We start from the raw sequence: 23,192 nt of genomic DNA, 5'->3' as shown, positions 1-23,192 counted from the left end.
TGCTCCGCGTCGGTTCGCCGGATCGGTCAATCCGGGCACCGGGGGCCCGCCCCGGTCAGGCTGCCGGTGACCGAATACCTGCCGGCCTGCGCCACCCGCAGCACCGTCCAGTCGCCGTACGGTGCGAGGCAGGCACCGGCGGGGCCGTCGACCCGGAGCCACCGCGACCAGCGCAGCCGGACCAGAACCTCGGCCCCGTCGTTACGCACGTCCACAGTCAACTCGGCCGAGGTCGCCCGGGTCAGGTCAACCCCGCGCTCCCCCGCTCCCGGCCCCGCCACCACGTCCGGCGGGTCGCCCCCGTCCGCCCCCGCATCCGACCCGATGGTTTCCACAACCGAGGGTGTGCCGTTTACCGCGTACAGGGTCCAGTCCGGGTGCTGCCAGATCGGGGTCAGATATGTCAGCCCGCCCCGGATCAGCTCCGCCTCCCGCCGGCCGACCCAGGAGGGCTCCGCCCCGGCCAGCGCCACGTACCGGACCCCGTTCTCCCGCAGCCAGCGGCCGTAGGACTCCGCGTCGACGCTGCCGTCCAGGAAGAGCCGGTGGTGGGCCTGGTCGGCCTGGCGCAGCCAGCCCCGGGCCAGCGGGGCGGCCTCCGGCACGTACGCCGCCTCCCAGTAGTTCGCCGTCGGCACCACCTCGATCCGGCCGGGCGGGCGCCGGCCCAGCTCGGCCAGGAGCGGCGTGAAGTAGCCCCGGGACGCCGTCGGGTCGCCGGCCGCCCGCAGGTCCGGCACCGACACCGGCGGCTCCACCACCGCCGCCAGCGCCACCACGGCGGCCAGCGCGAATCCGGCCCTCCGGCGGGACCAGCGGGCGACCAGCCCGGCCGGCAGCGTCCCGTAGCCGGCCAGCACCGGCACGGCGAACATCGCGGCCAGCCGGGTGGCGTTCAGCCCGACCGGGGTCCGGACGGCGAACGCCAGCAACACGCCAAGGGTGGCGAGTCCGGCCGCGATCCGCAGCACCGGCCGGGGCACCACCGCCACGACCAGCGCACTCGCCAGCATCGCCGTCAGGGTGTCCGCCAGGCTGATGTTCATCCAGCCACCCGCGCCGAACGCCAACCCCAGCCCGGCCGTGGGCACGCCCGCGCCCACCACCAGCACCAGCCCGTCGAGGATGCCGCGCCGCGCCGCCGGTCCGAGGTGTTTGGCGGGGGCCCTTCTTCTACAAAAAGCGATAAGCGGGGGCCCTTCCTTACACAGCAGGGCGGTGCCGGCGAGGGTGACGAAGAGGCCGGCCACCGGGCTGGCTGCGCCGGCCAGCACTGCCGCGAGTCCGGCCGTCGCGCGGCGCCAGGTCGGCCGGTCGGTGCCGATGGTCAGTGCCAGCAGGGCGAGCAGGCCGAAGGCGACGCCGACGGCGTAGGTGATCCGGCCGGAGACGAGGTTGCCGGCGACGCAGGCGGCGCCGAGCAGGCCGCCGAGCAGGGGGCGGCGGGCACCGGTGCGGAGCATCAGCAGCGCCAGCGCCGCCGCCGAGACGACGAGCGCGAGCGCACCGAGCAGCCGGGGGCCGAGGGTGCCGCCGCCGAGCCAGTGCATCAGCGGCGGGGTGACCAGACTGTAGCCGTACGGGGCGACGCCGCCGTACCAGCCGAGGTCGAGTGGGGCGGGTCCGTGCCGGCCGAAGAAGTCGGCCCTGGCGACCTGTGCGGAGAGGTCGGTGCCGAGCGGCGGGGCGAGCAGGAAGGCGCCCGCCAGCACGACGGCCGGGCCGACCGCCCCGGACACCACCCGTAGGACGCCGCGCCGGTCAGGCATTCAGCACACGTTCGGCCGCCGCCCGGGAGCGCCGGGCCGTCCGGAGGTAGTGGTCCAGGAACTCGCCCGGGTCGTCGCCGCCGAGCAGGCGTACCACCCCGGCCAGCTCCACCCCGTGCCGGGGCAGCTGGTCGCCGGCCCGGCCCCGGACCAGCATCAGCGCGTTCCGCACCTGGGCGGCGAGGCTCCACCCGGCGGCCATCGCGGTGGTGTCGGCGCCGCCCACCACCCCGGCCTCCCGGCCGGCGGCCAGCGCGTCGAGGGTACGCGTGCAGCGCAGCTCCGGCAGCCGTCCAGCGTGCCGGAGCTGGGTGAGCTGTACCGCCCACTCCACGTCGGCCAGCCCGCCCCGACCCAGTTTGGTGTGCGTGGCCGGGTCGGCGTTGCGGGGCAGCCGTTCGGTCTCCACCCTGGCCTTGATCCGCCGGATTTCCACGACCTGTTCCCGGCTCAGCCCCTGCTCGGGATAGCGCACCGGATCGGCGACGGCCTCGAACTCGCGGCCGAGGTCGGCGTCGCCGCAGACGTAGCGGGCCCGCAGCAGCGCCTGCGCCTCCCAGACCTTCGACCAGCGGGCGTAGTACTGCGCGTACGCGCCGAGGCTGCGGACGAGTGGCCCCTGCCGCCCCTCCGGGCGCAGGTCGGCGTCGACCCCGAGCGCCGGGTCGGCGGCGGGCCGGCCGAGCAGCCGGCGGAGTTCCTCGGCGATCGCGTGCGCCGCCGCGCTGGCCGCGTCCTCGGCGACGCCGGGCGGTGGGTCGTAGACGAAGAGCACGTCGGCGTCGGAGAGGTAGTTCATCTCGTACCCGCCGAGCCGGCCCATGCCGATGACGGCGAAGCGCAGCCCCGGCATCGCCGGCTGGCTCGCCCGGGCCACCCGCAGCGCCGCGCCGAGGGTGGCGTCGGTGACGGCGGAGAGTGCCGCACCGACGGTGAGCACGTCGGGGTCGCCGAGTATCCCGTCCGGACCACCGGGCGGCGGTGGCCCGACGGGTGCGGCGACGCCGGTCGGGCCGACCGGGGTGAGCGAGCCGGCCCGGTGCAGCACGTCGGCGCAGGCGATCCGGACCAGTTCCCGGCCGCGCAGCGCCCGGACCGCGCGGATCGCCTCGTTCGGGTCGGCCGGCCGTGGCCCCCGGCCGACGAGGTAGCGGTCGGCGGCGGCCCCGAGGCCGTCCCGGAGCACCTCGGCGTCCCGGGGGGTCAGCTCGGCGTCGTCGGCGAGCAGCCGCAGCGCCTCCGGGTCCCGGGCCAGCAGGTCGGCGACGTAGCGGGAGACCGCCAGGGTCCGGGCGAGCCGGCGGGCCACCGGCCCCTCGTCGCGGAGCAGCCGCAGATACCACGGGGTGCTGCCGAGCTTGTCGGAGACCTGGCGGTAGTTGAGCAGTCCCCGGTCCGGCTCGGGCGCGTCGGCGAACTCCTGGAGCAGCACCGGCAGCAGCGTGCGTTGGATCGCCGCCGTCCGGGTCACCCCGCCGGTCAGCGCCTCCAGGTGCTTGAGCGCCCGGCTCGGGTCGGCGAAGCCGAGGATCTCCAGCCGGTTCCGGGCCGCCTCCGGGGTGAGCCGCAGTCCGTCGGCCGGGACCCGGGCGACCGCCTCCAGCAGCGGGCGGTAGAGCAGTTTGGCGTGCAGCCGGCGTACCTCGGTGGCATGGCCGACCCAGTCGGCCCGGAACGCCTCGACGGCGTTGCGGCCGGGCAGCGCGGTGTAGCCGAGTGCGTGGGCGAGCCAGCGCAGCGCCGCCGGGTCGGCCGGCACGGTGTGGGTGCGCCGGAGTGCCTGCAGCTGGAGCCGGTGCTCGACGGCCCGGAGGAAGCGGTAGCCACGTAGCAGCGCCTCGCCGTCGGCCCGCCCGACGTAGCCGCCCGCCACCAGGGCCCGCAGCGCCGGGATGGTCCCCCGGGCCCGCAGCGACTCGTCGATCCGGCCGTGTACGAGCTGGAGGAGCTGCACCGCGAACTCGATGTCGCGCAGCCCGCCCGGCCCGCGCTTGATCTCCCGCTCCAGCTCGCGCGGCGGGATGTTGTCGATGATCTTTCGGCGCATCGCCCGGACGTCCTCGACCGCCTCGGCCCGCTCGGCCGCCCGCCAGACCAGCGGGGCGAGCGCGTCGATCCACTCCATGGCGAGCGCGGCGTCCCCGGCCGCCGGGCGGGCCTTGAGCAGCGCCTGGAACTCCCAGGTCCGGGCCCAGCGACGGTAGTAGGCGAGGTGGCTGGCGAGGGTACGCACCAGCGGCCCCCGGTTGCCCTCCGGGCGCAGCGCGGCATCCACCGGCCAGGCCACCAGCCCGCAGATCTCGATCAGCCGGGTCGCCACCCGGGTCGCGGCCGGCAGGTCCTCGTCGGTGGCGGCGACGAAGATGACGTCGACGTCGGAGACGTAGTTCAGCTCACCGCCGCCGCACTTGCCCATCGCCACCACCGCCAGCCGGGGCTCCGGAGTCCCCTTTGGCAGCTCGCCGACCGCGATGGCGTACGCGTCGGAGAGGGTGGCGTCGGCGAGCGCGGAGAGCGCCGCCATGGTCTGCTCCAGGCCGCGCCCGCCGGTCAGGTCGGCCGCCGCGATCCGCAGCAGGGCCAGCCGGTACGCCTGGCGCAGCGCCGCCACCACCGGCAGCCCGCCGGCTCCCTCCTCCGGCCCGGTGGCGTCCGGGTGCAGCAGTCCGTCGGCGTTCGGCGGCAACCCGTCGACTCCGGTACGCAGCGCCCGCCACTGCTCCGGATTGGCCACCAGGTGGTCACCGAGTGCCGACGAGGCGCCGAGAATGGCGACGGCCCGCCGGCGCAGCCCCGGATCGGCGTGCAGGGCGGCCAGCAGGGTCTCCCCGCCATCGCCGGCGGTCTTCCCGCCGTCGCCGGTGGTCTCCCCGCCGTCGCCGGTGGTCTCCCCGCCGTCGCCGGTGGTCTTCCCGCCGTCGCCGGTGGTCTTCCCGCCGTCGCCGGTGGTCTTCCCGCCGTCGCCGGTGGTCTTCCCGCCGTCGCCGGTGACCGGGCCGGCGGTGCGGCGTTCCGCCTCGACGATCCGGTGCAGTTGGCGCAGTGCGAGGTCCGGGTCGGCGGCCCGGGAGAGCGCGGTGAGCAGTTCGCCGGCCGGGGCGTCGACCGGCTCCTGGGCGTTGACGTCCCAGAGCCCGAGCCCGTCCGGCCCGAGCAGTTCGGCGGCCAGGCCCACACCGTTGCCGCCGGTCCGCTCCCCGTCGCCCAGGCCGAAGCCGTACCGGGCGAGCCGGCCGGGGGCGCTGGTCGGCCTGCTCATCGGCGACCCGCACATCTCATCGGCGTCGACCCCCCTACCGTCCGAGTCCTTGCTCTCCGAGTCCTTGCTCTCCGAGTCCTTGCTCTCCGAGCCCCGCTGTCGGAGTTCTAGTGTCCGAGCAGCGGCAGGGTGGGCCGGGGGGTGCCGCCGTCGAGCCGGCCCTGGGCGAGCGCCGCGAACCGGGCCGCGAACGGCTGCCACACCTCCTCCACGTCGGCCAGCGCGTTGGCACAGGCCGCCACCACCAGCTCGGGGTCGTAGTCCAGCTCGGCCAGGGTCGCCGAGTCGGTGGCCCAGTCGGCGATCATCGCGGCGTCGCACTCGATGTGGAACTGGAGCCCCCAGGCGCGGTCGCCGAGCCGGAACGCCTGGTGCGGATAGCGGGTCGAGGCGGCAAGCAGGGTCGCGCCCTGCGGCAGCTCGGTGATCTCGTCGACGTGCCACTGGAGCACGTCCGGGATCATCGGCACGTAGCGGAAGAGCGGGTCGTGCTCGGCCGCGTCCCGCTTGCCGACGACTGTCGGCCCGACCTCCGGCCCGGCCGCGCTCCGCTGCACCGTGCCGCCGTGTGCGGTGGCCAGCAGTTGGGCGCCGAGGCAGATCGCCAGGGTCGGCACCCGGTGCCGGACGGCCTTGCGGAGCAGCCCCTCCAGCGCCGCGAACCATGGTGCGCCGGAGGTGCCGTCGGGAGTCGGATACGGGTGCTGGTAGCCGCCGAGGACGACGAGGGCGGCGTACCCGGTCAGGTCGTCGGGGAGCGCGTCCCCGGCGTACGGCCGGAGCACCGCCAGGTCGAGGCCGGCCTCGGTGAGCCACTCGCCCAGCCGGCGGGGGTCGTCGGTCGGGTCGTTCTCGATCACCAGCGCCGTCGTGGTCGCGGCTCGGTCCGCGCCGCCGGTGTCGCGCTCGACTCCGTCCCCACGCTCGGTTCCAGGGGCGTGCTCGGGTCCGGTCTCCGTTGTCACGGTGTCGAGGCTATCCGGTGGCCCCGACCGACACCGATAGGCTCTGGGCCGGAACGCGATGGAGCCGAGCGGACGCGGGAGGCGAGGTGCCCGACGACCAGGCGGTACGACCGCACACACTGCCGGCGGTACCGCTACCCGCACGGCCGGCGGTACGGCCGCCCGCGCTGCGCCCCGGCGACACGGTGCTGCTGGTGTCGCCCTCCGGGCCGACCCGGCCGGACCGGGTCGCCCGAGGGGTGGAACTGCTCACCGGCTGGGGCCTTCGTCCCGTCCTCGCCCCGAATGCGTACGCCCGCCGGGGTTACCTGGCCGGCGACGACGCGCTACGCGCCGCCGACCTGAACGCCGCCTTCGCCGACCCGACGGTGCGGGGCGTGCTCTGCACCAGAGGTGGCTACGGCGCCCAACGGGTCGTCGACGCGATCGACATGTCGGCGGTCCGCCGCGATCCGAAGGTGGTGGCCGGGTTCTCCGACATCACCGCCCTGCAACTCGCGCTCTGGCGTGGTGCCCGGCTCGCCACCGTGCACGGCCCGGGAGCCGCCTGGCTGGACGAGCGCACCCCGCCTGCCTCGGCCGAGTCGCTGCGCACCGCGCTGATGCACCCCGAGCCGGTGGTGCTGCACCGGCTGCCAACCGAGGAGACCGCACCGGTGCTGGTCCCCGGTACGGCCACCGGCCCGCTGATCGGCGGCAACCTCTGCCTGCTCACGCACTCGCTGGGCACCCCGGACATGCCGGACCTGGCCGGCGCGATCCTGCTGGTCGAGGATGTCGCGGAGCCGCCCTACAAGGTCGACCGGATGCTCACCCACCTGCGTCGGGCGGGTGCGCTCGCCGGGCTGGCCGGGGTGGCGGTGGGACAGTTCACCGACTGCGCGGACGGCTGGACGATCGGGGTGGCCGAGGTGCTCGCCGAGCGCCTCGGCGACCTGGGGGTGCCGGTGCTCGGCGGGCTGCCGATCGGGCACGGCGTCGGCCAGCTCACCGTGCCCGTCGGCGTGCCGGCGACGCTGGACGTCGCCGCCGGCACCCTGACCGTCTCTCCCGCCGTCTGCTGAGCGCTGTCCCCGCCGGCCCACGACGGTTCGGCCCGCCGCCTCCGGAGCGTCACCACCGGCATCCGGAGCACGGAGCGCTACTCCGGAAGCCGGAGCACCCTGTCGAGCAGGTTGCGGGTGGCCCGCCGCAGCCGGGAGTCGACGAACCCGTCCGCGTAGAGCGCCCGGGTCCAGCCCATCGTGCCGGCCGCGAAGACCCACGCCCCGGACGGCGCCCGGTAGAGGCTGCTCTGCTGCCGCTGTGCCACGCCGAGCCGACGGTACGGCGAGTCGGCGAGCACCCGACGGTCGGTCGACTGCGGTAGGTCGACGTCCGGCATCACCTGGTCGGCCTCCTGCCGGACGGTGTGCGGGATCTCGTCGCCGTCCCGCACCCCGGTGCCGGCCCAGAACCAGTGACCGCTCTCCCGCACCACCAGCGGCGCGTCGTCGTCGACCACGCTGACGTACTGGGCGCCGATCAGCTGCTGCTCCGGGCTGCCGGCCCGGCGCCACTGGCTGGTCACCCTGACCGGCCGCTGGCCGGGTCCGGGGTTCACCTTGGCGCAGTCCACGATCCGCTCGTCGGGACGGGCGTCGGATCCGCCGTACCGGACGCGCCAGTAGCAGTTGTTGGAACTGAGGAAGACCAGGCTGGTACCCGAGTCCCGGGCCGTCGCCACCGCCCGGCGCATCGGCACCGACCAGTACTCGTCGTGGCCGCTGAAGACCACCGCCCGGTAGCGGGCCGGATCCACCCGGCCGGTGTGCAGGTCCTCGCTGGTGGCGTAGCTGACGTCGTCGCCGTGCCGCTCGGACCAGCGGACGAATCCGATCTCGTCCCTGATGTGGTGCGGCAACCCGTTGCCGGCGTACGGCCGGTCGTGGCTGACCGCCAGCGACCGCGTCCCGGTCGCCCACCTGCCCGAGTCGTCGAACCCGTAGTAGAGGCTGGCGCCGGTGTGCCCGACGGCCGGCCACCGGTTGTACGCCTGATAGGTGCTGGTCGGCAGCACCACCAGCCCGGCGGTCGGCCGCCGCGGTTCCCGTACGACGAACGGTATCCACTGGCACCAGCCGTCGGCGCCGGTCGCCAGGGCCAGGTAGAGCCCGCTGACCCAGTGCCGGCCCACCGCCAGTCGCCAGCCGGGATCCCAGCCGCAGCTCACCATCCGGGTCTTCGGATGCACCGCCGGAGCGGCCTGGGTACGCCCGTCCTGCCACGGGCTGGCGGCGACGAGCCGCGCGCCCGTGCCGGCGTAGTGCCCGACCCGGTACACCTGGATCCGGTACCGCTGGGCCGGCGCCACGGAGACGTGGAAGTCCAGGCTGCCGCCGGCCTCGACGCTGGTCGCCGAGGCATAGCCGGCGATCTGGCCCTGGCGGTCCTCGGCGAAACGGCGGTCCAGCAGGGTGAAACCGCCGGCTCCGGCCCGGGTGTTCTCCCGGGAGACCTCGGAGGTGCCGACCGGCGACCGCCGGACGGTCGCGCCCCGCCCCGGCCTCGCGTCGCCCGGGTAGTAGGGGTCGATTCCCGGCGCGGTGGGATCGCCGGTGCCGGACCGCGCGGCGATGCCGACCGCCGTGACCGCGCCGCTCACCCCGATGATCCCCAACGCCGTACGCCGGGAGTACCGGCCCGCCTTCTCCATCATGCTTCCCCCGTGATGACTCGTCTGTCCACTTTGGACATATGTGGTAGGTGGGTTGGGGCGCACCGGGCTGGCGGCCGGGGCGACACCCTTTCTGCACACACGCCCGGTGGGTCACTCCTGTTGCAGTCGGGAACCCAACAGATCAGCGGCGGACGCGTCGAGCGCCCCGCCACACCCGGACCGCGACGGCAGTCCCGACGGCAGTCGCAATCCCGACGACGGAGACGCCGGGTGCGAGATCCGCCCTACCGGACAATCGGGTGCAACGACGCCCCCGGTGACCGTGGAGTCTCAGCGTCCTGCCAGGCGGTCGCGCAATTCCCAGCGGCCTGCCAGCCAGATCCGGGGCACCGCCCAGGCTGGTGCCGCAGTGTGGGCGGGTTGAGGAAAGCAGGCGCCACCCGGCGTCGTACGCATCTGAAGGGGGAGAACGCAGGATGAGCAGGCGACTTTCACGGAAGAAGGTCCTCGGCGGCCTGGTGGCCGGCGGCGTACTCACGGTGGGTCTCGCGGCCCCGGCCGTGGCGTTCGCCGAGGACGGCGCCACGCCCGCCCCGACCCCGTCGAGTTCGGCGGAGAGCGGCGCGTCCGCCCCGGAGCAGGGCAAGCGCTGGGCCGAGCAGCGCGGCAAGCTGGCCGAGCAGCTCGCCGAGGAGCTGGGCGTGCCGCAGGAGAGGGTCGAAGCGGCACTGGCAAAGATCAGGGAGCAGCACCGGGCCGAGTGGAAGGACCGGATCGAGCAGCGGGGCGAGGGTAGGCCCGGCCCGCAGTCGAAGGCCGACCGGGAGGCCATGCTGAAGGAGCGGCTCGACAAGGCGGTCGCGGACGGCAAGCTGACCCAGGAGCAGGCCGACGCCATCCGTGCGGCGGTCGAGGCAGGCGTCTTCCCGGCCTGGGGCGGCGGTTGGGGTGGCCCGCGCCACGGCGGCCCGGGCGCCCCGGCCACTAAGTAACCCGGCCACGAAGTAACCGGGCCAGGGCGGCGCATTGGCGCCCGGCACGCGGTGACCGGCCCGGGTCGCACCCCTACTCAGGTGCGGCCCGGGCGCGCCTGGCTCAGAGCAGGCCCAGGTAACGCTGGCGCTCGTAGGGGGTGACCTCGCGCCGGTACTGCTCCCACTCGGCGCGCTTGTTGCGCAGGAAGAAGTCGAAGACGTGCTCGCCGAGCACCTCGGCGACCAGTTCCGAGCCGGCCATCACGTCGATCGCCTCGGCGAGGTTCTCCGGAAGGGACTCGTAGCCCATGGCCTTGCGCTCGGCGTTGGAGAGCGACCAGACGTCGTCCTCGGCGCCCGGCGGCAGCTCGTAGCCCTCCTCGATGCCCTTCAGCCCGGCGCCGAGCAGCACCGCGAACGCCAGGTAGGGATTGGTGGCGGCGTCCGGGGAGCGGACCTCGACCCGGGCCGAGTTCGGCTTCCCGTACGCCGGCACCCGGACCAGCGCCGAGCGGTTCAGGTGACCCCAGCAGACGTACGCCGGGGACTCGGTGATCCGGTCCGGCAGCGCCTGCGGGAAGAGCCGCTTGTAGGAGTTGACCCACTGGTTGGTGACCGCGGTGTATTCCCGGGCGTGGGTGAGCAGCCCGGCGATGAAGGCGCGGCCGACCTTGGAGAGCTTCATCGGGTCGCTGGCGTCGTGGAAGGCGTTGCGCTCCCCCTCGAAGAGGGAGAGGTGGGTGTGCATGCCGCTGCCCGGCTGGTCGGTGAAGGGCTTCGGCATGAAGGTGGCCCGCACCCCCGTGGAGAGCGCGACCTCCTTGACCATGTGCCGGAACGTCATGATGTTGTCGGCGGTGGTGAGCGCGTCGGCGTAGCGGAGGTCGATCTCCTGCTGGCCGGGGGCGACCTCGTGGTGGCTGAACTCCACCGAGATGCCGATCCGCTCCAGCGCCAGCACCGCCTGGCGGCGGAAGTCCCGGGCCACCGCGTGGGTGGTGTGCTCGAAGTAGCCGCCCATGTCGACCGGCACCGGCACCGAGCCGTCGTTGGGGCCGTTCTCCAGCAGGAAGAACTCGATCTCCGGGTGGGTGTAGAAGGTGAAGCCCTTCTCCGCGGCCCGGGAGAGCGCCCGGCGCAGCACGTGCCGGGGGTCGGCCCAGGAGGGGCTGCCGTCCGGGAGCAGGATGTCGCAGAACATCCGGGCACTCTCGCCGCTGACCCCGCCCTCGAAGGGGAAGACCTGGAACGTCGTCGGGTCGGGCATGGCCACCATGTCCGACTCGAAGACCCGCGCGAAGCCCTCGATGGCGGAGCCGTCGAAGCCGATGCCCTCGTCGAAGGCGGCCTCCAGCTCCGCGGGGGCCACCGAGACGCTCTTCAGCGTGCCGAGCACATCGGTGAACCACAGCCGGACGAAACGGATGTCACGCTCTTCCAGCGTGCGGAGCACGAACTCCTGCTGACGGTCCACCTCAACCCCTCGCACACTCTTCTCGGACCGGCCCAGCCGGCGCACGGCTTAGCGGTCCAGTCTTCACCGAACCCGTTACACAGACGTTACGGGAACTGGTCCGGACCCGATGGGCGGGGCAGCACGGCCTGCCCGGTTGTGGGCGTTCGTCCCCAAGATAGCCCGGATACCGACTTCGCCGCACGGCGCTGCACCGCACGCGACGGGCCGGACGGGAGCGGCTGCGGCAAGATGGAGACATGCCGAGCTTGCGCATCGCCCTGGCCCAGGTCAACCCCACCGTCGGCGACACGGCCGGCAACGCGGCGCTGATCCGGGAGCGGTCCCGGGAGGCGGCCGAAGCCGGCGCGCACCTGGTGGCCTTTCCCGAGATGGTGCTGACCGGATATCCGGTCGAGGACCTGGTCTTCCGGGACTCCTTCGTCGCCGCCTCCCGGGCCGGGCTCGACCGGCTCGCCGCCGACCTCGCCGCCGACGGGCTGGCCGGGCTGTCGGTGCTGGTCGGCTATCTCGACGCCGACGGCCCGGCCAGCGCCAACGCGGAGTCGACGCCGACCCGGGGCCCGCGCAACGCGCTCGCCGTGCTGCACGGCGGGCAGGTGGTCGCCCGCTACTTCAAGCACCACCTGCCGAACTACGGGGTGTTCGACGAGGACCGCTACTTCGTGCCGGGCGACACCCTGACGGTGGTCCGGATCGGCGGGGTCGACGTCGCGCTGACCGTCTGCGAGGACCTGTGGCAGGCCGGCGGCCCGTTCACGGTCGCCCGCCGCGCCGGGGTCGGGCTGGTCGTCAACATCAACGGCTCGCCGTACGAGCTGAACAAGGACGACGTACGCCTGCCGCTGGTCCGCCGCCGGGCCGCCGAGGCGGAGGCGACGGTGGCGTACGTCAACACGGTCGGCGGCCAGGACGAGCTGGTCTTCGACGGCGACTCGATGATCGTGGCGCCCGACGGCACCCTGCTGGCCCGCGCCCCGCAGTTCGTCGAGCACCTGCTGCTGCACGACCTCGACCTGCCGGCCGGCCGCACGGACGCGCCGACCGGCACCGAGGCCGCCCGACCGGAGGCGGCGGGCGGGCCGGAGGAGATGGCCGTCGCCCGGGTCCGGGTCAGCGACGCCGTCCCCGCCCCGACCGGGCCCCGGGCCACCGGCGGCGTCACCGAGCCGGTCGTCGACGAGGGCGAGGTGTGGCAGGCGCTGGTGCTGGGGCTGCGCGACTACGTGGGAAAGAACGGCTTCCGGTCGGTGGTGCTCGGCCTCTCCGGCGGCATCGACTCGTCGCTGGTCGCCGCGATCGCGGTCGACGCGCTCGGGCCGGAGCGGGTGACCGGGGTCTCGATGCCGAGCCAGCACTCCTCGGAGCACTCCCGGGACGACGCCGCCGACCTGGCCAAGCGGACCGGCCTGGACTACCGGGTCGAGCCGATCCAGCCGATGGTCGACAGCTTCCTGGCCAACCTGTCGCTCTCCGGGATGTCGGTGGAGAACCTCCAGGCCCGGGTCCGTGGCGTGCTGCTGATGGCGCTGTCGAACCAGGAGGGGCACCTCGTCCTCACCACCGGCAACAAGAGTGAACTGGCGGTCGGCTACTCCACCCTCTACGGCGACTCGGTCGGCGGCTTCAACCCGCTCAAGGACGTCTGGAAGAGCCTGGTCTGGAAGCTGGCGACCTGGCGTAACGCCGAGGCGGTGCGGCGGGGCGAGACCCCGCCGATCCCGGAGAACTCGATCCGCAAGCCGCCGAGCGCGGAGCTGAGCCCCGGCCAGCTCGACAGCGACACCCTGCCGGACTACTCCGTGCTCGACGCGATCCTGGTCGGCTACGTCGACGGCGACCAGGGCCGGGACGACCTGGTCGCCGCCGGGCACGACCCGGCGGTGGTGGACCGGGTGCTCCGGATGGTGGACGTCGCCGAATACAAGCGGCGGCAGTCGGCCCCCGGCCCGAAAATCTCGATCAAGGCGTTCGGCCGGGACCGCCGGCTGCCGATCACCAACCGCTGGCGCGAGCGGGGCTGACCGGTCCGGCCGGTCCGGAATCAGCGGCGAGGGTGTGACAACCTGCACTCTTCCCTGCCACCACCGCCTGGCACGGTGGGACGATCGGCAGTGACCCGGGGACCGCGGACGCGGCCTCGAGGCGAAGGGAGACAGCGATGTCCGAGCAGCAGATGGCGCCCGCCCCGAGCGAGGTGGCGACGCTCTACGGAGGTCCGGCGACCCGGCGGGTACGCGCCCGCGACCTGGTCGCCGCCAAGGAACGCGGCGAGCGGTGGCCGATGCTCACCTCGTACGACCAGTACACGGCGGCGATCTTCGACCAGGCCGGCATCCCGGTGCTGCTGGTGGGCGACTCGGCCGCGAACAACGTCTTCGGCTACGAGACGACGGTGCCGGTGACCGTCGACGACCTCCTTCCGCTGGTCCGCGCCGTGGTACGCGCCACCAGCTATCCGCTGGTCGTCGGTGACCTGCCGTTCGGCTCCTACGAGGAGGGGCCGGCGCAGGCGCTGCGCACCGCCGTGCGGTTCATGAAGGAGGGCGGCTGCCACGCGGTGAAGCTGGAGGGCGGCCGGCAGGTGGCGGAGCAGATCCGGGCGATCACCGGGGCCGGCATCCCGGTGATGGCGCACGTGGGGTTCACCCCGCAGCGCGAGCACGCCATCGGCGGCTACCGGGTGCAGGGGCGGGGAGACGACGCCGACGAGGTGGTGGCGGACGCCCTGGCGGTCGCCGAGGCCGGAGCGTTCTCGGTCGTCCTGGAGATGGTGCCGGGCGAGGTGGCCAAGCGGATCACGCACGAGCTGCCGATACCCACCATCGGGATCGGGGCCGGGCCGGACACCGACGCCCAGGTGCTGGTCTGGCAGGACATGGCCGGGCTGCGGTCCGGCCGGATGCCGCGGTTCGTGAAGCGCTACGCCGACCTTGCCGGCACGCTCGGCGACGCGACCCGGCGGTTCGCCACCGAAGTCCGGGACGGCGAGTTCCCCACCGCCGAACACACCTTCTGAGCACGCACGCACTTTCTGAACCGTCGGCGGCACGGTCGCGCCCGCCCCGGGTGGTGTTCCCGGGGCGGGCGGGGCATCAGAGGTCGGTGACACGGATCCCGGCGTGCGCCTTGTAACGCTTGTTGATCGCGATCAGGTTGGCGGTGAACGCCTCGATCTGGTGCGCGTTGCGCAGCCGGCCGGCATAGATGCCGCGCATGCCGGGGATCCGCGCGGCAAGCGCGGCGACGAGCCCGACGAGGTCGCGGTCCTCGGTGCAGATCAGGACGTCCAGCTCGATGCGGTCGACCTCCGGGTCGGCCAGCAGTGGCGCGCTGACGTGGTTGAAGGCGGCACAGACCCGCGACTCCGGCAGCAGCGCCGCCGCCTGCTGCACGGCGCTGCCCTCCTCGACCCGCAGCGGGTACGGCCCCTGCCTGTCGAAGCCGAGCGGGTTGACGCAGTCGACGACCACCTTGCCGGCCAGCGGCTCGCGCAGCGCGGCGACGGTGTCCCGGTGCCCGTCCCAGGGGACCGCGATGACGACGACGTCGGACCGGCCGGCCACCTCGACGTTGTCGCCGCCGGAGACGGTCACCCCGGCCGGCATCCCCGGCAGGGCGCGGAGCTCCTCCGCCGCCTGCGCGGCCCGCGCCGCCGACCGGGAGCCGATCAGCACCGGCTGCCCGGCCCGGGCGAACCGGTAGGCCAGCCCTCGTCCCTGGTCTCCGGTGCCGCCGATGATGCCGACGGTGAGTCCGGCGATGTCCGGCAGCCCGCTCGCGTCGTATCCCATGCCGGAATCCTCGCAGATCGTGGCGGGCACCGACGGTTGCGGGCCGGGTCGGTCCGGCGCGCGGTGGGCGTACCCGTGACCGTCGCCGCACCGGAACGCCCCCGCTCCGGGGCGTTCCGGTGGGACCTCGACCGATCAGTTCCGGTGGGAACTCAACTCATCTCAGTTCCGGTGGGAACTCAACTCATCGTCTTCCGCGCGGTCGCCCTGGTGGCCTTCCGCGCCGGTGCCTTGGCCGGCGTCTTGCGCGCCGCGGCCTGCTTGCCGGGTGCCTTCCGGGCGGTGACCTTCTTCGCCACCCCCGGAGTCCGTTTCGTCACCGCGGTCGTCCGCTTCGCCGGCGCCTTCTTCGCCGTGGTCCGCTTCGCCGGGGTCCGCTTGACGGTCGCCCGCTTCGCCGGCGCCTTCTTCGCCGTCGTGCGCTTCGCCGGTGCCTTCTTCGCGGTCGCCCTCTTCGTCGGCGCCTTCTTGGCGGTCGCCTTCTTTGTCGGCGCCTTGCGGCCGGTGACCTTCTTCGCCGCCGACGACGTGGTCCGCTTCGCCGCCGCGGTCGTCTTCCGCGCCGCGGTGGTGGTCTTCCGGCCGGCCGTCGCGGTGGTCCGCTTCGCCGTGCTCCGCTTCGCCGGCGCCTTCTTCGCGGTCGCCCTCTTGGCCGGGGCCTTCTTCCCCGGGGCCTTCTTGGCTGCCGTCGCGCGCTTGGCCGGGGCCTTCTTCGCCGGTGCCTGCTTCGCCACCGACCCGCTCGCGGCCTTACGGGCCGGGGTGCCCTTGCTGGCACCCACGGTCCGGCTGCGCGCCGCGGTCTTCTTGCCGGCAGCGCTTCTCGCTACCGTGCGGGTGGCCCTGGTTGCTTCGGCCATCTGTGTTCCTCCTTGCGGGACATGCTCTCGGGGGTCTCCTCGCGGAGCACCACGGAGTTTCGACGCGGGCTGTTGCCGCGCCGGCCTAGCTCTCCTCCCCGGCCCAGCGGGCGTCCTCGGCTTCCCACGCCTCGTTGCGCTGCTGCACCCGCTGCAGCGCCCCTTCCGCGTCGGCAGCCGAGGCGTACGGACCGAGCACGTACCTCGCGGGGCAGACGTCGGCACCGGTCTCGACCCGGTGATGACGGATGCACCAGAAGTACTGCACACCACTCCCGCTGTCGCTCATGGGGTAACTGTGCATGGGAAAACGACCAGGCGCTACCGTTTCGCGCAAAATGACGGAGGGTCTTCCACAGTAGAGCCGATCCGATAACCGGCACCGGGTAATCGGTAAAGTGTCGCCGTACGAGGTAAAAGTATTCTACGGCAAGGGATTCATTGCTGTCAGCGGCCGGCGGAAGCGGCCCCGACGGGCCGCGACGGCCGGCGGAAAAATTTCCCCCGGCAACACGCCAGTCCTCCACCTCATTGCCCCGACCCGCCACTTCGCGGCGGGGAATGGAGCACAATTCGCCGTGTGGGTAGCCTGCGGCAGGTGGGTGCGACGGGACGGCTCGGCCGGGTCCTGTCAATCGTCGCGCTGGCCATTCTGCTGCTGCTCGTCGGCAGCGCCGGGCACACCATTATGAGTATGGTGACCGAGCCCTCGATCGAGGAACGGGCCCGACAGGAAGCGGTACGCCGGGCCGCCGCGATCGGCGACGCGCTGGTGTACGGCGTCGGCGACAGCGCTGCCGAACTCCGGGAGACCGTTGCGCGGAACGACCGGGTCGAGGTGCTGCGGGTCGACGGCACCGACCGGCGCCACTCCCCCGGCGTACGGCTGGTGTTCCGGGTACACGTGACGATGTCCCGGGCCGCGATGGCCGGACGGAGGCAGGCCGAGGTACGCGTCTGCTTCCGGCAGGTGGTCGACCAGGAGCGGGCCGACTTCTCCCGGATCGAGCTGCCCTGCCCCGACACCCTGCTCCCCGGCACGACCCCGACGGCGGTGCCGGCCCCGCCGGAGGGCGACCCGGCACCGGCACCCGGCACCTCCCCGGTCGACGTGCCCGAGCAGCCGCCTGCCGCGCCGGGCCGCTGAGCGGACCAGGTCAGCGGAACGCGGCGCCGCCGACCGTCGAAGCGACGACCGGGCCGACGCGGGCCGCCAAGCGGTGGTTAGGGTCCTCGCCATGGCCGTACCGGAGTACATCAAGCGGATCCGCAGGTTCGTCGGACATGACCTGCTCTGGCTGCCCAGCGTGAGCGCGGTGGTGTGCAACGAGGCCGGGGAACTGCTCCTCGGCAAGCGTGCCGACGACGGCCGGTGGTCGGTGATCAGTGGCTTCGTCGAGCCCGACGAGCAGCCGGCCGAGGCGCTGGTCCGAGAGGTCTTCGAGGAGACCGGCGTGCGTGTGGCGCCGGAACGGGTGTCGAGCGTGCTGGCCCATCCGCACACCTACCCCAACGGGGACCGGTGCCAGTTCCTCAACATCGGTTTCCGCTGCCGGCTGATCGAGGGTGTCGCCCGGGTCAACGACGACGAGTCGGTCGCCGTCGGCTGGTTCGCCCAGGACGAGCTTCCGCCGCTCGACGCGCACGCCCGGACGACGATCGCGCACGCGCTCGCCCCGGCGACGGTCGGTGCCTGGTACGCACCGGACTCCTCCGGCCTCTCCCGGGACACCCCGGAGTGATTCTCGCCCCTCCGTCCGCTCCACTGCGGATCGTGGCCTCCGGCCCGCCGGGGAGCCCGTCCCGTGGCGGTGCGGCGGGGCGTCGGGCCGGCGGGGCGTCGGGCCGGCGGAGCGTCGAGCCGGCGGAGCGTCGAGCCGGCGGAGCGTCGAGCCGGCGAAATTCGGTGGCGGAGCCGAGGGCAGTGTCGTAGCCTCGCGACGCCCGACTCTTCCAGGAGGTCGATGACATGGCAGGCACGGTCTTCGGTGCAGTGGTCCCCGCCGCCACGACGCGCGACCGCACCACGAGCTGACCTCCGGGCACTCGCTCCCGCGGCGCCGGCCGGCCTCCGGCCCGGCTGAGTCGCCCACTCCTCGCGCGTCGTAGCGGTCCGCCGGCTGCGTACGCGGAATCTCTCCGCGCCGCCAGCCGCTGGCACCGGTGATCCGGTGCTCCTGTCTCACCGCATATGCGGCACTGCTTCACGCGCTGACATCGAGGAGAATCCGTGGACTCCGCTACATCCTTCGAGCCGTTGACGGCGGCCGAGGGCGGACCAAGTGCTGTCGTCCGTACCGGCCAGATCGTGCGGCGCCCCGCACGGCCCTGGACCAAAACGGTGCACGCCCTGCTGCACCACCTGGAAGAGGCCGGTTTTCCCGGCTCGCCGTGGGTGGTCGGCACCGGCATCGACGGCGCCGGCAACGAGATGCTGACGTACGTCGAGGGCGAGATCATCCACCCCCGGGCCTGGACGGACGAGGGGGTCTGGCAGGTCGGCAGGCTGCTGCGCGACCTGCACACCGCGACCGCCAGCTTCCGGCCACCGCCGGACGCGGTGTGGCAGCCGTGGTGGATGCGCCGGGAGGGACCCGATTCGGTGATCGGGCACGGCGATGCCGGACCGTGGCACACCGTCGCCCGGGCCGGCCGACCGGTGGCGTTCGTCGACTGGACCCTGGCCGGGCCGGTCGACCGGCTCGACGAGGTGGTCGGCGCCGCCTGGTGGCACGCCCAGTTGCACGACGACGACGTCGCCGTCCGCAACGACCTGCCGGACCCGGCGAGCCGGGCCCGGCAGCTACGGCTCTTCCTGGACGGCTACGAGCTGCCGGCGGCGGACCGGGCCGGCCTGGTCGACCGGATGATCGAGTTTGCGATCCGGGACTGTGCCGCCGAGGCGACCCGGGCCCGGATCACGCCGGAGTCGACCGACCCGGCGCCGCTCTGGGCCCTCGCCTGGCGGGCCCGCGCCGCCGGCTGGATGATCCGGCACCGTACCCTGCTCGACCGCGCCGTTTCCGGCGGCTGAGCAACCGGAGGCCGTCGGCGGGTTCCACCTGCCGGCGGCCTCCGGAGAGCCATGACAACCCCGCAACCGTGATGGTTATCGACGTTTGCGATCGATCGACGGGCGTCGAGGGGAAGGCGTGCTCCGCCCTCGTCGTCTCCTGCCCGGCAGGGCGCCCGGCGGGACGATGCCGAACCAGGTGCCGACGGCTGCCACGAGGGCGATTACGTAGGCGATCCACCATCCGATGGCCTCCCAGAGGCCAGCCATGATCGCACCGACCGAGCACGGCACGACGAGGAACACGAACAGCATGGCCAGCGTGCCAAAGTCGAGACGACGGTCCTCCGGCAGCCGGTGTGCCTGGCTGAACGGCGTGAGTCGCACCCCGATCGGGCGGCGCCGCAGAGTAAAGCTCGCCGGCCAGAGCCGACCATGGTCTCTTACATCGATTACGGTGACTGCGCCTGGACCACGGCGTACGATGGCCTGAGACGGCCGGGCCATGCCGCGCAACCACGGTTCCCAGACCACGCGCTGATACCAGAACACGCCGTGCGCATCGCGCCATGTCAACCAGACGGCGTAGCCCTTCGGACTACTGCTCAACCCACCCCAGCGGGAGATCGTGCTAGCCGTCCGGATCGCGAACCCCCGCTCGTGGGGCGCACGGGACTGCGCGAGATGCGGGGTCACCAGCGCGGGCGTACCGGTTCTGCGCGCGGCGAACCGCCACTGCACCAGGCGTACGAGCCAGCAGAGCACCAGCAGGACGCCGGGACCGAAGATGGTCAGGACGAAGACAGCATCGCCCACGTCATCCGAGTCGGCGAGCAACAGGTAGCCCGGAGTGTTGAGGGCGGCCAGGGCGACGACGCTGGTGATGACGACAAGCGGCGCACGACCGCGTCGAATCGCGGGCGCTGGGCTGGCGCCGCCACCGACGCCGATCGCGCCCTCCGCAGGAACCGTGCCACGCCATCGGAACATGATCCCGACGGTAATCTGCGGCTGCACACTCAAGAGCGTCCCCAGGGCTCACGGTGTCGGAACGCTACCCAAAGCCGGCCATCGACGAATGCGCCGAGGGTACGACGGACGAGTCGACCTGTACGCCGGATTCTGTGCCCGGCGCGCACCCCTGCCGGGGCGAGCGCCAGCGGCGGTCATCCATCTCGGCCTGCCGTTGCCGGCAGGCTCCAGCGGCCTACCCGCAGGCATCGGGCGGGCAGCCCTCGAACGCCTGCGCGGGCCGTCGCCTTTCGGTGATGGCCCTGTCTTGGCCTTGCTCCGGGTGGGGTTTACCGAGCCATCCCGGTCACCCGGGATGCTGGTGGGCTCTTACTCCACCGTTTCACCCTTACCGGATCGGTCGATCGACGCGTTTCCGCGCAAACCATCCGCCCGGCGGTCTGTTTTCTGTGGCACTATCCCGCGGGTCACCCCGGGTTGCCGTTAGCAACCACCCTGCCCTGTGGAGTCCGGACGTTCCTCGGCGGCGGGCTCGCGCTCGCCGACGCGACCGCCCGGTCGACTCGTCCGTCGCGTACCCGAGTTTAGCCATGATCCGGAAGAGCGATCCACCGGCCCGCGATACCCGGCGTGCCCGGCGTCATCGTGCGGGACGGCCGGCAGGGCGTCGATCGCCGTCCGGCGGGGCCGATTAGCCTCGACTGGCTATGAATTTTCCCGAGGCGCTGCTGCTGCTCGCTGCCGGGCTCGCCGCGGGCATGGTCAACGCGGTGGCCGGCGGCGGCTCGCTGATCACCTTTCCCGCCATGATCGCGGTCGGTCTGCCGCCGATCCCGGCCAACGTCAGCAACTCGATGGCGGTCTGTCCCGGCTATCTGGCCAGCGTCTACGGGAGCCGGGCGGACCTGCCGGACCGGCGCTGGCTGCTCCGGCTGATTCCCGGCACGGTACTCGGCACCGCCGCCGGCTGCGCGCTGCTGCTCTCCACCCCCGCCCGCGCGTTCGAGGTGGTCGTGCCGTTCCTGGTGCTGGGCGCGACCGCCCTGCTGGCGTTCCAGGAGCAGCTTCGCCGCCTGGTCGGGCAGGGTCGCGGCGGCGTCGGCCCGGTGCCGCCCACACCCGCACCCGTGCCAGCCCTCGCACCGGCACCAACCCGCACTGCGACGGTGCGCGGCACCTCCCGGCAGACGGTCGGGTTGCACGTGATGGTCGTGGTCGGCGCGGTCTACGGCGGGTACTTCGGTGCCGCCCTCGGAGTCATGCTGGTGGCCGGGCTGGCGCTGGTGCTGACGGAGACGCTGACCCGGATCACCGCGATCAAGAACCTGCTCTCCGCCGTGGTCGGGCTGACCACGGTCACCGCCTTCGCCGCGTTCGGCCCGGTGAACTGGACCGCCGTCGCGGTGGTCGCCCCCGCGACCATCGTCGGGGGGTACGCGGGCGCCCGGCTCGTCCGCCGGCTCCCGCCCGAGGTACTCAAGACCGTGATCGTGGTCTTCGGTACGGCGATCGGCCTGCTGCTGCTCTACCGCGCCTGGACGTGAGCTCGCGAACTGTGCCCCGAACTGTGCGGCCGGTCGCCTGTCGTCTCCGCACCCACCACGATCCCCGTGACCGGGACGGCGTACCCGAGATCTCGGATTGCCTGCCCTGGTCACGGGGATCCCTGATCCCGGGGATCTCCCCGGACCGGTGGGGGTGGTCGTTCCGCCGGGACGGTCAGACCTTCGGGGCGGGTCCGGTGGCTCCGCTGGTCTCGGCGGCCTCGCTCCCTCCGCTTCCTCCGCCGCTCGCGTTGCCGGTGGGTTCGTCGGCCAGCTCGGCCGGTGGGCGGGGGGTGGGTACGAGGCGCGGGTCGCCCTCGTCGGCGAAGTAGTCGTCCTGCTCGGTCCCGTCGACCCCGTCGGCCACCTTCGCCGCCCGCAGGAGCAGCGTGATGATCACCGCGACCAGCAGGTTGACCGCGACCGCGACCAGTCCGACGTAGATGGTCCTGGCCGAGCCGTCGAAGCCGAACTTCTCCAGGGGGAAGGCGGACCCGCCGAAGTGTGCCCGCCCGGTCGCCGCGTTCGGGATCTGGTAGAGCATCCACATGCCCAGGCCCATCCCGGCCGCCCAGCCGGCGACCAGGGCGCCCCGGTGGAACCAGCGGGTGTAGAGGCCGAGCGCGACCGCCGGCAGCGTCTGCAGGATGATGACGCCGCCGATGAGCTGGAGGTCGATCGAGAACTGCGGGTCGAGGAAGACGATGCAGGCGACCGCACCGATCTTCACCACCAGCGACGTGATCTTGGAGACGTTCGCCTCCTGCGCGGCGGTGGCGTCCCGGCGCAGGTACTCCTTGTAGATGTTGCGGGTGAAGAGGTTCGCCGCCGCGATCGACATGATGGCGGCCGGCACCAGCGCGCCGATCCCGATCGCGGCGAACGCGATCCCGGCGAACCAGCTCGGGAACTGCTGCTCGAACAGCAGCGGCACCACCGTGTTGTTGTCCACGCTGCCCTCGGTCGCGCCGGGCAGCGGGGTCACCTCGGCCGCGATGGCGGCGTACCCGAGCAGGGCGATCAACCCGAGCAGCAGGCTGTACGCCGGCAGCGCCGACATGTTCCGCTTGATCACGTCTCGGCTCCGGCTGGCCAGTACGCCGGTGAGGCTGTGCGGGTAGAGGAAGAGCGCCAGTGCCGAGCCGAGGGCCAGGGTGATGTACTGCAACTGGTTGTTCGCGTTGAGCGTGATGCCGTCGTTCGGGTTCGGACTCGCGTCGAACTTCGCGTCCGCCGCGTCGAAGATGCTTCCCCAGCCGCCCAGCTTGTAGGGCAGGTAGACGATCGCCACCAGGATCACGACGTAGATCAGCGTGTCCTTGACGAAGGCGATCAGCGCGGGTGCCCGCAGCCCGGACTGGTAGGTGTAGGCGGCCAGGATGGCGAAGGCGACGATGATCGGCAGGTGCCGGGCGATGGTGCTCTCGCCGGTGACCCCCATCGTCTTGAGCACTGCCTCGATGCCGACGAGCTGGAGCGCGATGTATGGCATCGTCGCGACGATCCCGGTGATCGCGATGATCAGCGCCAGGGTCGGCGAGTCGAACCGCTTCCGGACGAAGTCGGCCGGGGTGACGAAGCCGTGCCGGTGCGAGACCGACCAGAGCCGGACCAGCACCAGGAAGACCAGCGGATAGATGATGATCGTGTACGGCACGGCGAAGAACCCGGCCGCCCCGGCGCCGAACAGCAACGCCGGTACCGCCACGAAGGTGTACGCGGTGTAGAGATCGCCACCGACCAGGAACCAGGTGATCCAGCCGCCGAAGCTGCGCCCGCCCAGCCCCCACTCGTCGAGGTGCGCCATGTCGTTCGGCGCCCGCCACCGGGCGGCCACGAAGCCCATCCCGCTGACCAGCAGGAAGAGCAACGTGAAGATGATGATCTCAGTGAGGTGATCCTGCCACAT

17 protein-coding genes, 1 other RNA gene and 1 pseudogene are annotated in these 23,192 nt (G+C 73.0%); 8 read left to right on the top strand and 11 right to left on the bottom strand.

Going from position 1 to position 23,192, the window contains the following annotated elements; all coding sequences use genetic code 11:
* Positions 1–26: 26 nt before the first annotated feature.
* The 3 genes from ACN28C_RS14100 to ACN28C_RS14090 form a co-directional block, all read right to left on the bottom strand.
* Positions 27–1,769 (bottom strand): hypothetical protein, encoded by a 1,743-nt coding sequence (locus ACN28C_RS14100; RefSeq protein WP_422773914.1) that lies wholly within the window; start codon positions 1,767–1,769, stop codon positions 27–29.
* Complete coding sequence (locus ACN28C_RS14095; RefSeq protein ID WP_422773913.1) at positions 1,762–5,028, bottom strand: bifunctional [glutamine synthetase] adenylyltransferase/[glutamine synthetase]-adenylyl-L-tyrosine phosphorylase; 3,267 nt, start codon at positions 5,026–5,028, stop codon at positions 1,762–1,764. Before ACN28C_RS14095 ends, ACN28C_RS14100 begins: the two co-directional genes overlap by 8 nt.
* Positions 5,029–5,135: 107 nt before the next feature.
* On the bottom strand, positions 5,136–5,888 hold the full coding sequence (locus tag ACN28C_RS14090; protein ID WP_422774658.1) for a type 1 glutamine amidotransferase: 753 nt from the start codon (positions 5,886–5,888) through the stop codon (positions 5,136–5,138).
* Between the two features lie 224 nt (positions 5,889–6,112).
* Here ACN28C_RS14090 and ACN28C_RS14085 point away from each other — a divergent pair, with 224 nt between their 5' ends.
* Positions 6,113–7,057, top strand: coding sequence for a S66 peptidase family protein (locus ACN28C_RS14085; protein WP_422774657.1), 945 nt, complete (start codon positions 6,113–6,115; stop codon positions 7,055–7,057).
* A gap of 77 nt (positions 7,058–7,134) precedes the next feature.
* On the opposite strand, the gene ACN28C_RS14080 is transcribed toward ACN28C_RS14085, so the two are convergent.
* Entirely contained in the window at positions 7,135–8,691 is a 1,557-nt protein-coding gene (locus ACN28C_RS14080; protein ID WP_422773912.1) for a N,N-dimethylformamidase beta subunit family domain-containing protein, read from the bottom strand.
* 437 nt (positions 8,692–9,128) lie between these two features.
* Between ACN28C_RS14080 and ACN28C_RS14075 the strand changes: the two genes are divergently transcribed.
* Complete coding sequence (locus ACN28C_RS14075; protein WP_422773911.1) at positions 9,129–9,644, top strand: hypothetical protein; 516 nt, start codon at positions 9,129–9,131, stop codon at positions 9,642–9,644.
* A 103-nt stretch (positions 9,645–9,747) separates the two neighbouring features.
* Here the strand turns inward: ACN28C_RS14075 and glnA are convergent, their stop codons facing one another.
* Complete coding sequence (glnA, locus tag ACN28C_RS14070) at positions 9,748–11,100, bottom strand: type I glutamate--ammonia ligase (RefSeq protein WP_421494465.1); 1,353 nt, start codon at positions 11,098–11,100, stop codon at positions 9,748–9,750.
* Positions 11,101–11,339: 239 nt separating this feature from the next.
* On the opposite strand from glnA, the gene ACN28C_RS14065 reads away from it, so the two are divergent.
* Complete coding sequence (locus ACN28C_RS14065; protein WP_422773910.1) at positions 11,340–13,124, top strand: NAD+ synthase; 1,785 nt, start codon at positions 11,340–11,342, stop codon at positions 13,122–13,124.
* Between the two features lie 152 nt (positions 13,125–13,276).
* A complete protein-coding gene (panB, locus tag ACN28C_RS14060; RefSeq protein ID WP_422774656.1) occupies positions 13,277–14,119 on the top strand; it encodes a 3-methyl-2-oxobutanoate hydroxymethyltransferase in 843 nt (280 codons plus the stop codon).
* A 76-nt stretch (positions 14,120–14,195) separates the two neighbouring features.
* Here the strand turns inward: panB and npdG are convergent, their stop codons facing one another.
* From npdG to ACN28C_RS14045, 3 genes are all read right to left on the bottom strand, one after another.
* On the bottom strand, positions 14,196–14,894 hold the full coding sequence (npdG, locus tag ACN28C_RS14055) for an NADPH-dependent F420 reductase (protein WP_422773909.1): 699 nt from the start codon (positions 14,892–14,894) through the stop codon (positions 14,196–14,198).
* A 179-nt stretch (positions 14,895–15,073) separates the two neighbouring features.
* Positions 15,074–15,754 (bottom strand): histone H1, encoded by a 681-nt coding sequence (locus ACN28C_RS14050; protein WP_422773908.1) that lies wholly within the window; start codon positions 15,752–15,754, stop codon positions 15,074–15,076.
* Positions 15,755–15,839: 85 nt separating this feature from the next.
* Positions 15,840–16,043, bottom strand: a complete 204-nt coding sequence (locus tag ACN28C_RS14045) for a hypothetical protein (RefSeq protein ID WP_421494469.1) — start codon at positions 16,041–16,043, stop codon at positions 15,840–15,842.
* 309 nt (positions 16,044–16,352) lie between these two features.
* Between ACN28C_RS14045 and ACN28C_RS14040 the strand changes: the two genes are divergently transcribed.
* The 3 genes from ACN28C_RS14040 to ACN28C_RS14030 all read left to right on the top strand — a co-directional run bounded on the left by ACN28C_RS14040 (position 16,353) and on the right by ACN28C_RS14030 (position 18,788).
* Positions 16,353–16,901: a hypothetical protein gene (locus ACN28C_RS14040; protein ID WP_422773907.1), complete on the top strand. Its 549-nt coding sequence runs from the start codon at positions 16,353–16,355 to the stop codon at positions 16,899–16,901.
* Positions 16,902–16,992: 91 nt separating this feature from the next.
* A complete protein-coding gene (locus ACN28C_RS14035) occupies positions 16,993–17,496 on the top strand; it encodes an NUDIX hydrolase (RefSeq protein ID WP_422773906.1) in 504 nt (167 codons plus the stop codon).
* A gap of 488 nt (positions 17,497–17,984) precedes the next feature.
* Positions 17,985–18,788 carry an aminoglycoside phosphotransferase family protein gene (locus ACN28C_RS14030; RefSeq protein WP_422773905.1) on the top strand — a complete coding sequence of 268 codons (804 nt, stop codon included), beginning with the start codon at positions 17,985–17,987 and terminating at the stop codon, positions 18,786–18,788.
* A gap of 75 nt (positions 18,789–18,863) precedes the next feature.
* Here ACN28C_RS14030 and ACN28C_RS14025 read toward each other — a convergent pair whose 3' ends face one another.
* Both ACN28C_RS14025 and rnpB read right to left on the bottom strand, forming a co-directional pair.
* Complete coding sequence (locus ACN28C_RS14025; RefSeq protein ID WP_422773904.1) at positions 18,864–19,784, bottom strand: hypothetical protein; 921 nt, start codon at positions 19,782–19,784, stop codon at positions 18,864–18,866.
* Positions 19,785–19,862: 78 nt separating this feature from the next.
* Positions 19,863–20,305, bottom strand: an RNA gene (gene rnpB / locus ACN28C_RS14020) — RNase P RNA component class A.
* Positions 20,306–20,446: 141 nt separating this feature from the next.
* Between rnpB and ACN28C_RS14015 the strand changes: the two genes are divergently transcribed.
* Complete coding sequence (locus ACN28C_RS14015; RefSeq protein WP_422773903.1) at positions 20,447–21,283, top strand: sulfite exporter TauE/SafE family protein; 837 nt, start codon at positions 20,447–20,449, stop codon at positions 21,281–21,283.
* Positions 21,284–21,521: 238 nt separating this feature from the next.
* On the opposite strand, the pseudogene mctP reads toward ACN28C_RS14015, so the two are convergent.
* A pseudogene (mctP, locus tag ACN28C_RS14010) lies at positions 21,522–23,192 on the bottom strand (monocarboxylate uptake permease MctP); the annotation flags it as partial.

The sequence above is a fragment of the Plantactinospora sp. WMMC1484 genome (genome assembly GCF_049315195.1).
GTDB lineage: Bacteria > Actinomycetota > Actinomycetes > Mycobacteriales > Micromonosporaceae > Plantactinospora.
The sequence above is the reverse complement of the archived record's forward strand: the minus strand, read 5'-3'. Positions and strand labels throughout refer to the sequence as shown.

Coding starts and splice junctions, on each gene's coding strand:
- ACN28C_RS14095 (WP_422773913.1), bottom strand. CDS start 5,028: ATGAGCAGGCCGACCAGCGCCCCCGGCCGGCTCGCCCGGTACGGCTTC.
- npdG (WP_422773909.1), bottom strand. CDS start 14,894: ATGGGATACGACGCGAGCGGGCTGCCGGACATCGCCGGACTCACCGTC.
- panB (WP_422774656.1), top strand. CDS start 13,277: ATGGCGCCCGCCCCGAGCGAGGTGGCGACGCTCTACGGAGGTCCGGCG.
- ACN28C_RS14050 (WP_422773908.1), bottom strand. CDS start 15,754: ATGGCCGAAGCAACCAGGGCCACCCGCACGGTAGCGAGAAGCGCTGCC.
- ACN28C_RS14065 (WP_422773910.1), top strand. CDS start 11,340: ATGCCGAGCTTGCGCATCGCCCTGGCCCAGGTCAACCCCACCGTCGGC.
- ACN28C_RS14045 (WP_421494469.1), bottom strand. CDS start 16,043: ATGAGCGACAGCGGGAGTGGTGTGCAGTACTTCTGGTGCATCCGTCAT.
- ACN28C_RS14035 (WP_422773906.1), top strand. CDS start 16,993: ATGGCCGTACCGGAGTACATCAAGCGGATCCGCAGGTTCGTCGGACAT.
- ACN28C_RS14100 (WP_422773914.1), bottom strand. CDS start 1,769: ATGCCTGACCGGCGCGGCGTCCTACGGGTGGTGTCCGGGGCGGTCGGC.
- ACN28C_RS14080 (WP_422773912.1), bottom strand. CDS start 8,691: ATGATGGAGAAGGCGGGCCGGTACTCCCGGCGTACGGCGTTGGGGATC.
- ACN28C_RS14075 (WP_422773911.1), top strand. CDS start 9,129: ATGAGCAGGCGACTTTCACGGAAGAAGGTCCTCGGCGGCCTGGTGGCC.
- ACN28C_RS14015 (WP_422773903.1), top strand. CDS start 20,447: ATGAATTTTCCCGAGGCGCTGCTGCTGCTCGCTGCCGGGCTCGCCGCG.